Below are 14,308 nucleotides of genomic sequence, written 5' to 3' on the forward strand. Positions count from 1 at the left end.
TGGTGGAGCTAAGCGGGATCGAACCGCTGACCTCCTGCATGCCATGCAGGCGCTCTCCCAGCTGAGCTATAGCCCCGGATTTCTAGCCTCTCGGCCCAGCGACATCATGAAATATCGCTTGTGCAATACTGGCGTCCCCTAGGGGACTCGAACCCCTGTTACCGCCGTGAAAGGGCGGTGTCCTAGGCCACTAGACGAAGGGGACGAACCTTCTTACCTTCAAGACATGGTTGCTGGACCAGTCTTTCTTCACGACCTTGATCATGAAGCGGAATTTGGTGGAGCTAAGCGGGATCGAACCGCTGACCTCCTGCATGCCATGCAGGCGCTCTCCCAGCTGAGCTATAGCCCCACAATGTCGCTTTGAACCGAATCACCGGCTGGGTGCCTGATGCTTCATTTTCGTTCATCGCTGTGGACGGGGCGCATATTAAGATCGGATTGCAGCACTGTCAAACGAATTCGTGAAAATATTCAAAATTTTTTTCACAGATAACAATCACTTACCGCCCTGCCCTGCTCCTGGGGAATGCCGGGTGCCGTGGCAGCGGGACAAGCCCGCTGCCACGGCATTGTGTGACAAGCCAATCAGGCAATGTTTGCCAGCAGCTTTTCCCACTCTTTGTTCTCTTTCTTCGACACACCGCCCAGCAGCTCCAGTGCCTGACGCAGACGGTAGCGGGTCAGGTCGGGGCCGAGAATCTCCATGGCATCGAGCACCGACACCGAGCTGGCTTGCCCCGAAATCGCGGCGAACATCAGCGGCATGGCGTCACGCAGCTTCAGCTCCAGGGCCTCGACCACCGCCTGGATGCAGCCGGTAATACGCTCCTTTTCCCACTGCCGCAGGCTTTCGAGCTTCCACAAGATCAACTGCATGACCTGACGCACCTGATCGGGCGACAGTTTCTTGTGCTCGAACAGCTTGGCATCGAGCTTGAGGGCGCCCTCGAAGAAGAACCCGCCCAGTGGCGCGATCTGGCTGAACGTTTCGACACGCCCCTGTACATGCGGTGCGATCTTCATCATGTAGTCGCTGTTGAACGCCCACTTCTGCACACGCGCAGCAAACTCCTCGACCGGCAGGTCGCGCAGCCACTGGCCATTGAGCCAGGACAGCTTCTCGATGTCGAAGATCGGCCCGCCAAGGGAAATGCGCGACAGGTCGAAATGCTCGACCATTTCTGCCAGGGAGAACTTTTCACGCTCGTCCGGCATCGACCAGCCCATGCGCCCCAGGTAGTTGAGCATGGCCTCAGGCATGAAGCCCATACGCTCGTAGAACGTGACCGAAGTCGGGTTCTTGCGCTTGGACAGCTTGGATTTGTCCGGGTTACGCAGCAGCGGCATATAGCACAGCTTGGGCTGCTCCCAGCCAAAATACTCGTAGAGTTTGATCAGCTTCGGCGCCGACGGCAGCCATTCCTCGCCTCGCAGGACGTGGGTGATGCCCATCAGGTGGTCGTCGACCACGTTGGCCAGGAAGTACGTCGGCAGGCCGTCGTTCTTCATCAGCACCTGCATGTCCATGCGGTCCCACGGAATTTCGACATCGCCACGCAGCATGTCAGGCACCACGCAGATGCCCTCGCTCGGCACTTTCATGCGAATCACGTGAGGCTCGCCAGCGGCCAGTCGACGCTGCACTTCCTCGGCGCTCATTTTCAATGCGCGGCCGTCATAGCGCGGTGTTTCGCCGCGAGCCATCTGTTCGGCACGCATCTGATCCAGCTCTTCGGCGGTGCAGAAGCAATAGAACGCATGGCCGGCATCGACCAGTTGCTTGGCGTACTTGGCGTAGATCTCACCGCGCTCGCTCTGCCGGTACGGGCCATGCGGGCCGCCAACGTCCGGACCTTCGTTCCATTCGATCCCGAGCCAGCGCAGGGCGTCGAAGATCTGCTGTTCCGACTCGCGGGTCGAACGCAACTGATCGGTGTCTTCGATACGCAGGATGAACTCGCCGCCGTGCTGCTTGGCAAAGCAGTAGTTGAACAGGGCGATGTAGGCGGTGCCGACGTGGGGGTCGCCAGTGGGCGATGGCGCGATACGCGTGCGAACGGTGGTCATGGACAGTCTCGGACGAAAGATGAAACAAAGGCGAGATGTTAGCAGGGTGCGGGCATCGGGCTCCAGCAATGGCGCTATCGTCACTTGTGGCGGTGCATTGCCGAGCTGTTAAATTTGCTTACATTTCTGGAACGATAGTCCCTATGCCTGCTCAACTCAAACGCCGCCTGCTGATCTTTCTCGCCTTGGTGGTGCTGATCGCCCTCGCCTTTCTCGCCCATTGGTACTTCAAGGGGCGCTTCTACGAAAGTACCGACAATGCCTATGTGCAGGGTGAGATCACACGCATTTCCAGCCAGCTTGGTGCGCGGGTCGACGAGGTTCTGGTAGAGGACAATCAACACGTCATGCGAGGCGACCTGCTGGTCCGCCTGGAGGTCGCCGACTTCCAGCTGGCGGTCGAGCGCGCCCGGGCGGCACTGGCGACGCGAGAAGCCGAGCGTGTCCAGGCGCAAAGCCGACTGATCCAGCAAGACAGCTTGATCGCCGCCGGTCGAGCCCAGGTGGCCGCCAACCAGGCCACTCTCGATCGCTCGCGCTTGGACCTCAATCGTGCCGAGGCCCTGCGCAAACCCGGGTTCGTCTCGGAAGAGCGAGTCACCACCCTGTCTGCAGAAAACCACGTCGCCCGCTCCCAGGTCGACAAGGCCCAGGCCGACCTGCAGAGCCAGCGCCAGCAGATAGATGCACTGACGGCCGAACTCAAGCGCCTCGATGCACAAATTGCCAACGCCCGAGCAGACCTGGCACAGGCAGAACTCAACCTTACCCGCTGTGAAATCCACGCCCCCATCAGTGGCACCATCGGTCAGCGCAGCGCACGCAACGGTCAGGTGGTGCAGGCCGGCGCCTATCTGCTATCGATCGTCCCGGACGAAGACATCTGGGTGCAGGCCAACTTCAAGGAGACCCAGATCGGCAACATGCATCGGGGCCTGCGTGCCGAACTGACCTTCGACAGCTATCCCGACACCCCGATCGAGGGCCGTGTCGATAGCCTGTTCGCTGCATCCGGGGCGCAATTCAGCCTGCTGCCACCGGACAATGCCACGGGTAACTTCACCAAGGTGGTACAACGCATTCCGGTCAAGCTGACCTTTGCCGCCAATAACCCCTTGCATGGCCGTATTCGCCCAGGCATGTCGGTAACCGCCACCGTCGACCTGCGCGACACGGCCGATCAGGCAGAGCGCGGCGAGCCCCACGATGGCCGGTGATCAACTGCTGCGACCGACCGCGGAGCCGAGCAGGCGCGACTGGATTGCGGTGATGAGCGTGATGCTCGGCGCATTCATGGCAGTGCTGGACATTCAGATCACCAACTCCTCGCTCAAGGATATCCAGGGGGCACTGTCTGCCACCCTGGAAGAGGGCTCGTGGATCTCGACCTCCTACCTGGTGGCGGAAATCATCATGATCCCGTTGACCGCCTGGCTTGTGCAGCTGCTTTCCGCCAGGCGCCTGGCGGTGTGGGTGTCGCTCGGTTTCCTGGCGTCCTCGTTGTTGTGCTCGATGGCCTGGAACCTGGAAAGCATGATCGTGTTTCGCGCCCTCCAGGGCTTTACCGGCGGCGCCCTGATTCCGCTGGCCTTCACCCTGACCCTGATCAAACTGCCCGAACACCATCGGGCCAAGGGCATGGCAATGTTCGCCATGACCGCGACCTTCGCGCCCTCCATCGGGCCGACCCTGGGCGGCTGGCTCACCGAAAACTGGGGGTGGGAATACATCTTCTACATCAACATCCCGCCGGGGCTGGTGATGATCGCGGGCCTGCTCTACGGGCTGGAGAAGAAACAGGCGCACTGGGAGCTGCTCAAGAGCACCGATTACGCCGGCATCGTCACCCTGGGGGTCGGCCTGGGTTGCCTGCAGGTGTTTCTGGAAGAAGGTCATCGCAAGGACTGGCTGGAGTCCAGCCTTATTGTCGGCCTGGGTACCATGGCCCTGCTCTGCTTGATCACCTTCGTCATCCTCCAGCTTTCCCGAGCCAATCCCCTGATCAACCTGCGCATCCTCGGCAACCGCAACTTCGGCCTGTCGAGCATCGCCAGCCTGGGCATGGGTGTGGGGCTTTATGGGTCGATCTATCTGCTGCCGCTGTACCTGGCGCAGATCCAGGGCTACAACGCCCTGCAGATCGGCGAGGTGATCATGTGGATGGGTATTCCACAGCTGTTCCTGATTCCGCTGGTGCCGCAACTGATGAAGGTCATTGCACCCAAGCTGCTCTGTGCACTGGGGTTTTGCCTGTTCGGGGCTGCCAGCTTCGGCTCGGGAGTGCTCAACCCGGACTTCGCAGGGCCGCAGTTCAACCATATCCAGATCATTCGTGCACTTGGGCAGCCAATGATCATGGTCACCATCTCGCTGATCGCCACGGCTTACATTCAGCCTCAGGATGCGGGCTCGGCCTCGAGTCTGTTCAACATCCTGCGCAACCTGGGTGGCGCCATTGGTATCGCCTTGCTGGCCACCTTGCTGGATGCACGGACCAAGGTGTATTTCGACTACCTGCGCGAATCAGTGGTCCCGAGCAACCCGCAAGTGGCGGAGCGACTGGCCCAACTGGCCGAACGGCTAGGCAGTGACAGCGCAGCACTGGGGCGCTTGAGCGAAATCACCCACCAGCAGGCACTGATCATGGCCTACAACGATGCGTTCCACCTGGTAGGGATCGGTTTGGCAGTCAGCATGGTGGCAGTACTGCTGACACGCAAACTGCCACAGGGGCTGAAGGCCGGGGAGGCACATTGACCAGTATCCCGGCCGCTTCTGCACCGATGCGCGCGCTTAGCTGGCAATAAGCCGCTCACGCAACTGCCCGATCTCATCGCGCAACTGAGCGGCGGCCTCGAACTCCAGGTCGCGGGCCAGCTGGAACATCTTCTCTTCCAGCACTTTGATGCGCTTGGTGATCTCGCCAGGGGTCTGCAGCTCTGCCTCGTAGCGCGCAGCCTCCTCCGCCGCCTTGGCCATGCCCTTGCGCTTCTTGCTGCGCGCACCGGGCACCGTGGCACCTTCCATGATATCGGTGATGTCCTTGACCACCCCCTTGGGCACGATGCCATTCGCTTCGTTGAACGCGACCTGCTTGTCCCGACGCCGCTCGGTCTCGTCGATCGCCCGCTGCATGGAGCCGGTCACCTGGTCGGCATAGAGGATCGCCTTGCCGTTGAGGTTACGTGCTGCGCGGCCGATGGTCTGGATCAGCGAACGCTCCGAACGCAGGAAGCCTTCCTTGTCGGCATCGAGAATGGCCACCAACGACACCTCCGGCATGTCCAGACCCTCGCGCAACAGGTTGATGCCCACCAATACATCAAAGGTGCCCAGACGCAGGTCTCGGATGATCTCCACACGCTCCACGGTGTCAATGTCCGAGTGCAGGTAGCGCACACGCACATCATGATCTGCAAGGTAGTCGGTAAGGTCCTCGGCCATGCGCTTGGTCAGGGTCGTCGCCAGCACCCGCTCCCCCACCGCCACTCGCTTGCCGATTTCCGACAGCAGGTCATCCACCTGGGTGAGGGCTGGACGCACCTCTACCTGAGGATCGACCAGACCGGTCGGCCGTACCACCTGCTCGACCACGCGCCCGGCATGCTCAGCCTCGTAGGGGCCGGGTGTCGCCGAGACGAAGATGGTCTGCGGGCTGACCGACTCCCACTCGTCGAAGCGCATGGGCCGGTTATCCAACGCCGATGGCAGACGGAAACCGTACTCCACCAGCGTCTCCTTGCGAGAACGGTCGCCCTTGTACATGGCGCCGACCTGGGGAACGCTGACGTGTGATTCATCGATCACCAGCAACGCATCGGCAGGAAGATAATCGTAGAGCGTCGGCGGCGGTGCCCCAGCCGGGCGGCCGGACAGATAGCGCGAGTAGTTCTCGATACCGTTGCAATAGCCCAGCTCCAGGATCATCTCCAGGTCGAAGCGCGTGCGCTGCTCCAGACGCTGGGCCTCCACCAGTTTGTTGGCCTTGTTGAGGTACTCAAGCCGCTCGCCGAGCTCCTCCTTGATGCCGTCCACCGCCTCGAGCAGGGTCTCGCGCGGGGTCACATAGTGGCTCTTGGGGTAGAAGGTGAAACGCGGCAGCTTGCGGATCACTTCGCCGGTCAAGGGGTCGAAGGCGGCGATGTTCTCTACTTCGTCGTCGAACAGCTCGATACGGATGGCCTCGAGGTCCGATTCGGCCGGGAAGATGTCGATCACGTCGCCACGCACCCGGAAGGTGGCGCGGGCAAAATCCATCTCGTTTCGGGTGTATTGCAGGTCGGCCAGCCGGCGCAGCAGTGCGCGCTGGTCGAGCTTGTCACCGCGATCGACGTGCAGAACCATCTTCAGGTAGGTTTCCGGGCTGCCCAGACCATAGATACACGACACCGTGGTGACAATGATCGCGTCGCGCCGCTCAAGCAATGCCTTGGTCGCCGACAGACGCATCTGCTCGATGTGGTCGTTGATCGAGGCATCCTTCTCGATGAAGGTGTCCGACGACGGGACGTAGGCTTCCGGCTGGTAGTAGTCGTAGTAGGAGACGAAGTACTCTACCGCGTTGTTCGGGAAGAACGCCTTGAACTCGCCATACAGCTGAGCAGCCAGCGTCTTGTTCGGCGCCAGCACCATGGTCGGGCGCTGGACCTGCTGAATGACGTTGGCGATGCTGAAGGTCTTGCCGGAGCCGGTCACCCCGAGCAGGGTCTGGTGCGACAGCCCCGCCTCGATACCCTCGACCATCAGGCGAATGGCCTCGGGCTGGTCGCCGGCGGGCTGGAATCGGGTGACGAGCTGGAACTCGGACATGACGGGACCTCATGGATGTCGCGGCAACTGTAAATTTAGCCAGTAGTCTATACGCAAAAAGGCGCGCCGGGGTGGCCTTCGCCGCTGCAGATGTGAACGCTCATTGCAGTGGACCCGGCAATTCGACCAATGGTCGAAAAATATTTGCGCAAAGCGCCTGAAAACCTGTGCCAGAGTGTCGCAGTGACCGGTCGGTATCACTATACTGACTCCCCGTTTGCACCGCTTCAGTGCACTGGGCTGGAGGGTGCATCTCCTATCACTCTCCTATTCAGAGCCAAGGTAACAATGAGCCTGTTTTCCGCTGTCGAGCTGGCACCCCGCGACCCCATCCTGGGCCTCAACGAAGCATTCAACGCCGACCCACGTACCGACAAGGTCAACCTGGGCGTCGGTGTCTATTGCAATGAGGAAGGCCGCATCCCGCTGCTTCGCGCGGTGATCGAAGCCGAAACCCAGCGTGTCGCCCAACATGCCTCCCGCGGCTACCTGCCGATCGACGGCATCGCCGCCTACGACCAGGCCGTGCAGAAACTGCTGTTCGGCGCTGAATCCCCACTGCTGGCTGCAGGCCGCGTAGTGACCGTGCAGGCTGTCGGCGGCACCGGCGCACTGAAGATCGGTGCCGATTTCCTCAAGCGCCTTTCGCCGAACGCGGTCGTCGCCATCAGCGATCCGAGCTGGGAAAACCATCGCGCCCTGTTCGAGACTGCAGGCTTCCCAGTACAGAACTACCGCTATTACGACGCACCGAGCAACGACGTCAACCGCGCCGGCATGCTCGAAGATCTGAACAAGCTGCCATCGGGCTCGATCGTCGTCCTGCACGCCTGCTGCCACAACCCGACCGGTGTCGACCTGTCGCTCGACGACTGGAAGAACGTGCTGGAAGTGGTCAAGGCAAAGGGCCACGTACCGTTCCTCGACATGGCCTACCAAGGCTTTGGCGACGGTATCAGCGAAGATGCCTTCGCCGTGCGCCTGTTCGCCGAGTCGGGCCTGGAGTTCTTTGTCTCCAGCTCGTTCTCCAAATCGTTCTCGCTGTATGGCGAGCGCGTTGGCGCACTGTCGATCGTCACCGCCTCGAAAGACGAGAGCACCCGCGTGCTGTCGCAGGTCAAGCGCGTGATCCGCACCACCTACTCCAACCCGCCGACCCACGGTGCAACCATCGTCGCCACCGTGCTCAACAGCCCGGACCTGCGCCAGATGTGGGAAGCCGAGCTGGGCGAGATGCGTGAACGCATCCACGGCATGCGCAAGCAGATGGTCTCGCTCCTGGCCGAGTACGGCGCCAACCGCGACTTCAGCTTCGTCGGTCGCCAAGTCGGCATGTTCTCCTACTCAGGCCTGACCGTGGAACAGGTCGCGCGCCTGAAGAACGACTTCGGCATCTATGCGCTGGACACCGGTCGCATCGCCGTGGCCGCACTGAACCAGAGCAACATCCACGTGGTCACCAAGGCCATCGTCGAAGTGCTGTAACTGCTTGATTTGCCAGGGGGCGGCTTGACTTCCCCTTGGCATTCAGTAAGATACGAGCAGATTCCGCGATAGCTCAGTCGGTAGAGCAAATGACTGTTAATCATTGGGTCCCTGGTTCGAGTCCAGGTCGCGGAGCCAGACACTGAAAAACCTCCAGATGCGCAAGCACTGGAGGTTTTTTTGTTTTCCGGGATCAGAAAGATCGTCGCAAGATGCGCTCAGCGGTCGCGCCCGATAGGGTAGAACACCCCACCACTCCAAACCCCCAACCACTCCTCGCCATCGATCACGCGCGGCACGGCAAGCTCCACCAGTTGGTAGAACACATTGCGGTGGATGAGCGCTTCGAGGTTGCTGCGCATCAGCAGGTAAGGCGATGGCTCATGCGTTGTCGGATCGGTCTCTACCCGAATAGGGTGATCAGCACCGGCATCGACCTGATCCTCGACATTGCTGGTGAAACGCAGGACCTGCTGCTCACCACTACCCTCCACTTCCAGGCTGACCGCCACGAACGGCGCATCATCGACACGAATGCCGACCTTCTCCACAGGCGTTACCAGAAAATAGTCATCACCGTCACGACGAATGATGGTAGAGAACAAGCGCACCATTGGCTTGCGCCCGATCGGCGTCCCCAGGTAATACCAGGTGCCGTCGCGGGCGATGCGCATGTCGATATCGCCGCAGAAATCAGGATTCCACAGGTGCACGGGAGGCAGTCCCTTGTCCTTGGGAATCTGCGCCAGAAGATCGTTGGCCTTACCCGTACCTGTCATCACCCGTTCCTTACCGACTCATTCCCAGGAGACTACGAGCGTACTCGCGCATGGGTGCCGCGAGCAAATCCTGCGGCGTGTTGTCGTGGAACGTCAACAAACCGCCACGGCTCTTGATGCGCGCTGTATCGATCAAGTAGCGAGTGCTGGTTTCGATCAGCATCATCTGCACTACACCGGTATCCCAGCCAAGGCGATCCACTGCCTGCTCGTCGTACCATTCATCGCCATTACCAATGCGGTCATCGGTGCGGGCGAAGCGGGTATAGAGCACGTAATGGGCGCCCACCGAACGCGCCTCGGCGATGGCGTCCTCCAGACCCAACGGCGCCTTGGCGCGACGCACCAGCGGGAAATACTCGACGAAGCTCTTGAATGCCTCTTCGGCAACGGCATTCTGCTGCGGCACCGGGCCTTTTCCAGGCGGAACGAAAGCGCCCTGGCCAATGAAGATGAACGAATCAGGCTGCAGCCGGACCGACAAGGTTCGAGTGGTATCACTGTGATCGAGCAGACCGGCGTCGCTCATCTGATAGCGAACACCTTCGCCCATGTCGCTGACTTTCATGCAGCCGCTCAACGCCATCAGCGCCAGCAGCAAGACCAGGCTACGCATCTTTCCTCCAGTGACCGGTGACGAAAAACCGGCGAATAGCCGCCAGATGCAGCTTTTGCGCCAGCTCAGCCGCCGATCACCTTCATCACGGTCACACCACCCGAGAACGCCAGCTCCTGCTTGTCCGCCAGGGCCTTGACCAGCAGCCGCTGAATCAACGGAAGCGCCTGGTGACGCGGCTTGTCGAGCAGGTCGCCGATAAAGTGACGATTCCCCGAGGACAGGCAGCCATGCAGCCAGCCGGTAGACGACAAGCGCAAACGCGAACAGGTCCGGCAAAACGGCACGCTCTCGTTGGCAATCACACCAAAGTGACCTTGGCCGGGAATCTGGTAGCGCAGGGCCGTCGCATCCAAGGCCGCTGGCGCCTGCTGGAAGTGATATTGATGGCCGATCAGTGCCAGCAATTGCTCGAGACTGACGAACTGACGCAAGAATGCATTCGAATCAAGCGCCAGATGGCCCATGCGCATCAACTCGATAAACCGCAGTTCGTAGCCTCTCGCCAGGCAGTAATCGAGCAGCGGCACCACCTGATCGAGGTTGTGTCCGCGCATCGGCACCATGTTGACCTTGATACGCATACCCGCTGCACTCGCCTCCTCCATGCCCCTCAGCACGCTGGCCAGGTCGCCGCCCCGGGCGATGCTGCGAAACGCGGTCGGGTCAAGGGTGTCGAGGGAGACATTGAGCCGGTCGATACCTGCCGCGCGCAACACGGCAAGCTTGCGACTCAACAACTGGCCGTTGGTGGTCAAGGCGATATCCTTGAGCCCCAAGCCACCGACAATCTTCAGGAACGGCTCCAGGCGAGGGCTGATCAACGGTTCGCCACCGGTAATGCGCAGGCGCTCGATACCTGCGGCATCGACCAGATAAGCCACCCCGCGCGCCAGCGCATCGGCGCAGAGCTCATCCTGTGCAGCCACCAGGCGCTTGCCATCGGGCACGCAGTAGCTGCAAGCATAGTTGCAGGCAGCCGTCAGGCTGACGCGCAGGTTGCGAAAACGCCTGCCTTGACGATCGACGATCATGGATGACTCCGGCATGAGAAAAAGCGAGCCGGCAAAACTTGACTCAAAGATCAAGTTTTTGCAAGCCCTGTCGCCGAAGCGGGCGTGGCTGGCGTAGCCTGCCCATCATGGACAGTGCCCCGCAGGGGTTTCAGGCTGCCGGTTCCGGATCGCGCTTGCGCTTGTTGCCCATGCGCACGCCGATGTCCATCAGGAACTGGAAGAAACCTTCCTGATCCTCGAGAACGTTGCTCCAGAACGGCGAGTGATACAGCGCTACAGCGCCATGCACCAGCGCCCAGGCAGCACAGTAGTGGAAGTACGGCGGCACATCCTCGAGCTTGCCTTCGCTGATACGGCCCTTGATCAACTGGGTCAGGCGCTCGAAATTGGAGGCGCGGATACGGTGCAGTTCCTCGACCATCTCCGGCACTTGGTTACCCTTGACCACCTTCTCTTCAAGACGGTCGAACAAGCGGTAGCGCTGAGGATCACGCATCCGGAACTCGAAGTAGGCACGCGACAGGGCTTCCTTGTCGCGGTCGACGTCGTCCGAATGCAACAGCGCATTCAAGTCACGCTCGTAGTCGAGCATCAGGCGCAGGTAGATCTCCGCCTTGGACTTGAAGTGCTTGTAGATCGTGCCTTTGCCGATACCGACAGCGTCGGCGATCATCTCGACGGTGACACTGTCTTCACCCTGTTCGAGAAACAGCTTGAGCGCCGTGTCGAGGATTTCTTGCTCGCGGCGGCGAAACTCACGGACCTTACGAGGTTCTTTCTGCATAGGAAGGACTGGATGACAATCGAAGCAGATTATTATGCCTAACTTGCGGCAAATTGCACGGATCATCCAACCATATCTATGTTTCATGATGAGTTTGCATGCAAACCGTGCCTGTCCGGCTTGAATCGCATGAGTGCGTGCGACGCCCCGCGCCCGGCCGACTCTCGCCTGCAACCGACGCAGCACGGCTCGCCAAGGCCACCACGCTCATCGAATTGCGCACGTCGGCACGAAGAAAGCGTATGAGTCGCGCACTCTTCAACCTTTTCACCGCACCTCTATACAAATCGGCACCTGATAGGCACAAATTCACCCAGAGTCCGCCCAATGCCATGCCCTGATGGCCCATTGGCTGTCAGGTGTATTCCAAATCTGTTTAAAAAACGACCAACTGGCGCTGGCAGTGCGAGGATACTCGCCAATACTTGAAGTGTTGGCGCGGCGCATCCCCCCCCAAGTGGCGCGCCGATAAAGGTGCCCAGGGACCGCGTACCTTTGTTTTACTCCTAATGGTCTTAACCCGGATTCCTCCCCCAGAACCCGGGTTTTTTTTGCCCGCCCGGCCTTATCCTCAGGCGACGCGCGCCAACGGGAACAGGCGCTTGAAGTTGGCGGTCGTCTGCTCGGCCAACTGCGCATAGCTCACCCCCCGCAACGATGCGATGTACTCGGCGACCTCACGCACGTACTGCGGCAGATTGGGCTTGCCGCGATACGGGATGGGCGCCAGGTACGGCGAGTCGGTCTCCACCAGCAGGCGCTCGACAGGCACCTGGCGTGCAACCTCGCGCAGCGCATCGGCGTTGCGGAAGGTGACGATTCCGGAGAGCGAGATGTAGTACCCCAGATCGAGTGCGGCCTTGGCCATGTCCCAGTCTTCCGTGAAGCAGTGCAGCACACCCGCCTGCGGCAGGCTGGCCTCGCGCAGCAGCGCCAGGGTGTCCGCCCGCGCCGCGCGAGTGTGAACGATCACCGGCTTGCCGGTCTGCCGGGATGCCTCCAGGTGCAGGCGGAAAGATGCCTGCTGCAGCTCGGCGGCCTCCGGCTCGTAGTGATAGTCCAATCCGGTTTCGCCGATAGCCACCACGTGCGGGTGGGCCAGCTCACGCAGCAGCCACTCCAGCGCAGGCGTCTCCCCCGGAGCCAGGTCGAGGGGGTGCACGCCTACCGAACAGTCGACGTCGGCGTACTGCTCGCTCAGGGCCTTGACCGCCCCGGCGTTCTCGGCGCTTACGCCGATGCATAGAAAATGCCCGACTCCACGCTCGCGAGCCGCCTGCAGTGCGGCATCGAGCGAGCCGGCATGGGCGCTCAGGTCAAGTCGGTCGAGGTGGCAATGGGAATCTACGAGCATGGAATGAGAGCACACATGAAAATAAACGATGGGGGGGAATCAGCGCGTGGCCAGCATCTGCAGCCAATGGGCCAACAAGGCTTCGAGCAGCAACACGCGATTGAGGTTGGCCTTGCCCTGCACTTTCTGGCGCTGTTCGAGAATCCAGGCCTGGACCTCGAGCACCCTGCCCTGCCTGCTCTTCTGCGCAAGGTATTGTACGACCTTGCGCATGTCGGCCAAGCCTAGCCCGTCCTCGTCCTGGGTCAATTGATAGCGCAGGATCAGGTGCGACCAGTCGCAGAACCAGTCGAACAGCAACAGCAGCGGCACATTGCTCCAGGCTTCAGCCAACTGAGAGGGCGATTGCTGCTGCTTGATCAGCTTCTTCACCCCCTCGGTGACCAGCGCGCGCTGCTCGCGCACACCCTGGGACTGCAAGGTGACGGCCATCAGTGGCGATCCCGCCGCCAGGGTCAGCAGTTCATCACGCTCGATCTGATCGAGCTCCGGCAGGGCCGTCGCCAACCAGGCGTGACTCTGCGCAAGCGTCGGCTGGGCACAGGCGACCTGCTGGCAACGGCTCTTGATGGTTGGCAACAAACGGCTGGGCTGATGGCTCACCAGCAGCAGCACGGTATCGCCCGAAGGCTCTTCGAGGCTCTTGAGCAAAGCGTTCGAAGCATTGACGTTCATCGCTTCGACCGGCTCGATCAGCACCACCTTGCGCCCGCCCAACTGCGCAGTCTGCACCACGAACGAAACCAGATCTCGCACCTGGTCGACCTTGATGGGCTTGTCGGCCTCTTCCGGCTCCAGCACGAAGTTATCGGGGTGGCTGCCAGCCTTGAGCAACAGGCACGACTTGCATTGCCCGCAGGCATCCACGCCATGCGGCTGCTGGCACAACAGGCGAGCCATCAGGCGTTCGGCCATGGCTCGCTTGCCGATGCCCTGCGGCCCGTGCAACAGGTAGGCATGGGCATGCTGGCTGCGCCCGGCCAACTGCTGCCAGAGCGCTTGCTGCCAGGGGTAGGCCTCAGCCACGGCAACGCTCCAGGATACCTGGCAGCAATGTGTCGATGGCGCGCTGTACCGCCTCGAGCGACTGCCCGGCGTCCAGCAGGCTGTAGCGCTGTGGTGCCTGGGCTGCGCGTTGCAGATAGGCCTGACGCACCGCCTCGAAGAATGCCTGGCCCTCCTGCTCGAAGCGATCCAGGCGTCCGCGAGCGGCAGCACGGGCAAGGCCGACTTCCACTGGCAGATCGAAGACCAGGGTCAGGTCCGGGCGCAGCGCACCCTGAACGAAGTCTTCCAGCACCGCGATGCGCTCCACCGGCAGGCCACGCCCACCGCCCTGATAGGCGTAGGTGGCATCTTGTATTCGTTTTGAAGAAGATGTAAACATCAAGCTAG

11 protein-coding genes, 4 tRNA genes and 1 pseudogene are annotated in these 14,308 nt (G+C 61.1%); 4 read left to right on the top strand and 12 right to left on the bottom strand.

Features of this window, described 5'->3' with window-relative positions; genetic code table 11:
• The 4 genes from HU748_RS16650 to gltX all read right to left on the bottom strand — a co-directional run bounded on the left by HU748_RS16650 (position 1) and on the right by gltX (position 2,070).
• Positions 1 to 76 (bottom strand) — tRNA-Ala (locus tag HU748_RS16650).
• A gap of 53 nt (positions 77 to 129) precedes the next feature.
• Positions 130 to 205: transfer RNA gene (locus HU748_RS16655), tRNA-Glu, on the bottom strand.
• A 71-nt stretch (positions 206 to 276) separates the two neighbouring features.
• A tRNA-Ala gene (locus tag HU748_RS16660) sits at positions 277 to 352 on the bottom strand.
• 236 nt (positions 353 to 588) lie between these two features.
• Entirely contained in the window at positions 589 to 2,070 is a 1,482-nt protein-coding gene (gene gltX / locus HU748_RS16665) for a glutamate--tRNA ligase (RefSeq protein WP_054893088.1), read from the bottom strand.
• A gap of 143 nt (positions 2,071 to 2,213) precedes the next feature.
• Here gltX and HU748_RS16670 point away from each other — a divergent pair, with 143 nt between their 5' ends.
• Positions 2,214 to 3,287, top strand: coding sequence for an HlyD family secretion protein (locus HU748_RS16670; protein WP_186666792.1), 1,074 nt, complete (start codon positions 2,214 to 2,216; stop codon positions 3,285 to 3,287).
• Positions 3,288 to 3,336: 49 nt separating this feature from the next.
• Positions 3,337 to 4,827 (top strand): MDR family MFS transporter, encoded by a 1,491-nt coding sequence (locus tag HU748_RS16675; RefSeq protein ID WP_186667005.1) that lies wholly within the window; start codon positions 3,337 to 3,339, stop codon positions 4,825 to 4,827.
• A 36-nt stretch (positions 4,828 to 4,863) separates the two neighbouring features.
• Here the strand turns inward: HU748_RS16675 and uvrB are convergent, their stop codons facing one another.
• A complete protein-coding gene (uvrB, locus tag HU748_RS16680; RefSeq protein WP_186666793.1) occupies positions 4,864 to 6,879 on the bottom strand; it encodes an excinuclease ABC subunit UvrB in 2,016 nt (671 codons plus the stop codon).
• Positions 6,880 to 7,167: 288 nt separating this feature from the next.
• On the opposite strand from uvrB, the gene HU748_RS16685 reads away from it, so the two are divergent.
• Positions 7,168 to 8,364: an amino acid aminotransferase gene (locus HU748_RS16685; protein ID WP_186721168.1), complete on the top strand. Its 1,197-nt coding sequence runs from the start codon at positions 7,168 to 7,170 to the stop codon at positions 8,362 to 8,364.
• A 62-nt stretch (positions 8,365 to 8,426) separates the two neighbouring features.
• Positions 8,427 to 8,502, top strand: a tRNA-Asn gene (locus HU748_RS16690).
• 80 nt (positions 8,503 to 8,582) lie between these two features.
• Here HU748_RS16690 and HU748_RS16695 read toward each other — a convergent pair.
• The 7 genes and pseudogenes from HU748_RS16695 to HU748_RS26310 form a co-directional block, all read right to left on the bottom strand.
• Complete coding sequence (locus HU748_RS16695) at positions 8,583 to 9,143, bottom strand: DUF1285 domain-containing protein (protein WP_186721173.1); 561 nt, start codon at positions 9,141 to 9,143, stop codon at positions 8,583 to 8,585.
• Positions 9,144 to 9,153: 10 nt separating this feature from the next.
• Positions 9,154 to 9,759, bottom strand: coding sequence for a DUF4823 domain-containing protein (locus HU748_RS16700; protein ID WP_186666796.1), 606 nt, complete (start codon positions 9,757 to 9,759; stop codon positions 9,154 to 9,156).
• Between the two features lie 65 nt (positions 9,760 to 9,824).
• A complete protein-coding gene (locus tag HU748_RS16705) occupies positions 9,825 to 10,793 on the bottom strand; it encodes a radical SAM protein (protein ID WP_186721174.1) in 969 nt (322 codons plus the stop codon).
• 130 nt (positions 10,794 to 10,923) lie between these two features.
• Positions 10,924 to 11,559, bottom strand: a complete 636-nt coding sequence (locus HU748_RS16710) for a TetR/AcrR family transcriptional regulator (protein ID WP_065861191.1) — start codon at positions 11,557 to 11,559, stop codon at positions 10,924 to 10,926.
• A gap of 571 nt (positions 11,560 to 12,130) precedes the next feature.
• Positions 12,131 to 12,913 (bottom strand): TatD family hydrolase, encoded by a 783-nt coding sequence (locus HU748_RS16715; protein ID WP_186721175.1) that lies wholly within the window; start codon positions 12,911 to 12,913, stop codon positions 12,131 to 12,133.
• A gap of 39 nt (positions 12,914 to 12,952) precedes the next feature.
• The gene (locus HU748_RS16720) at positions 12,953 to 13,939 is read right to left on the bottom strand and encodes a DNA polymerase III subunit delta' (RefSeq protein WP_186721176.1); all 987 of its coding nucleotides are present in this window, start codon (positions 13,937 to 13,939) and stop codon (positions 12,953 to 12,955) included.
• Positions 13,932 to 14,270, bottom strand: a pseudogene (locus tag HU748_RS26310) (dTMP kinase); the annotation flags it as partial. The pseudogene HU748_RS26310 and the gene HU748_RS16720, both read right to left, overlap by 8 nt.
• Positions 14,271 to 14,308: the final 38 nt, after the last annotated feature.

It is taken from the genome of Pseudomonas sp. RW3S2, assembly GCF_014268955.1.
In the GTDB taxonomy this organism is placed as follows: Bacteria; Pseudomonadota; Gammaproteobacteria; order Pseudomonadales; family Pseudomonadaceae; genus Aquipseudomonas; species Aquipseudomonas wayambapalatensis.

Excerpts from the sequence above, each read along its gene's own strand:
- gltX (WP_054893088.1), bottom strand. The coding sequence starts at position 2,070 with ATGACCACCGTTCGCACGCGTATCGCGCCATCGCCCACTGGCGACCCC.
- HU748_RS16670 (WP_186666792.1), top strand. The coding sequence starts at position 2,214 with ATGCCTGCTCAACTCAAACGCCGCCTGCTGATCTTTCTCGCCTTGGTG.
- uvrB (WP_186666793.1), bottom strand. The coding sequence starts at position 6,879 with ATGTCCGAGTTCCAGCTCGTCACCCGATTCCAGCCCGCCGGCGACCAG.
- HU748_RS16685 (WP_186721168.1), top strand. The coding sequence starts at position 7,168 with ATGAGCCTGTTTTCCGCTGTCGAGCTGGCACCCCGCGACCCCATCCTG.
- HU748_RS16695 (WP_186721173.1), bottom strand. The coding sequence starts at position 9,143 with ATGACAGGTACGGGTAAGGCCAACGATCTTCTGGCGCAGATTCCCAAG.
- HU748_RS16700 (WP_186666796.1), bottom strand. The coding sequence starts at position 9,759 with ATGCGTAGCCTGGTCTTGCTGCTGGCGCTGATGGCGTTGAGCGGCTGC.
- HU748_RS16705 (WP_186721174.1), bottom strand. The coding sequence starts at position 10,793 with ATGATCGTCGATCGTCAAGGCAGGCGTTTTCGCAACCTGCGCGTCAGC.
- HU748_RS16710 (WP_065861191.1), bottom strand. The coding sequence starts at position 11,559 with ATGCAGAAAGAACCTCGTAAGGTCCGTGAGTTTCGCCGCCGCGAGCAA.
- HU748_RS16715 (WP_186721175.1), bottom strand. The coding sequence starts at position 12,913 with ATGCTCGTAGATTCCCATTGCCACCTCGACCGACTTGACCTGAGCGCC.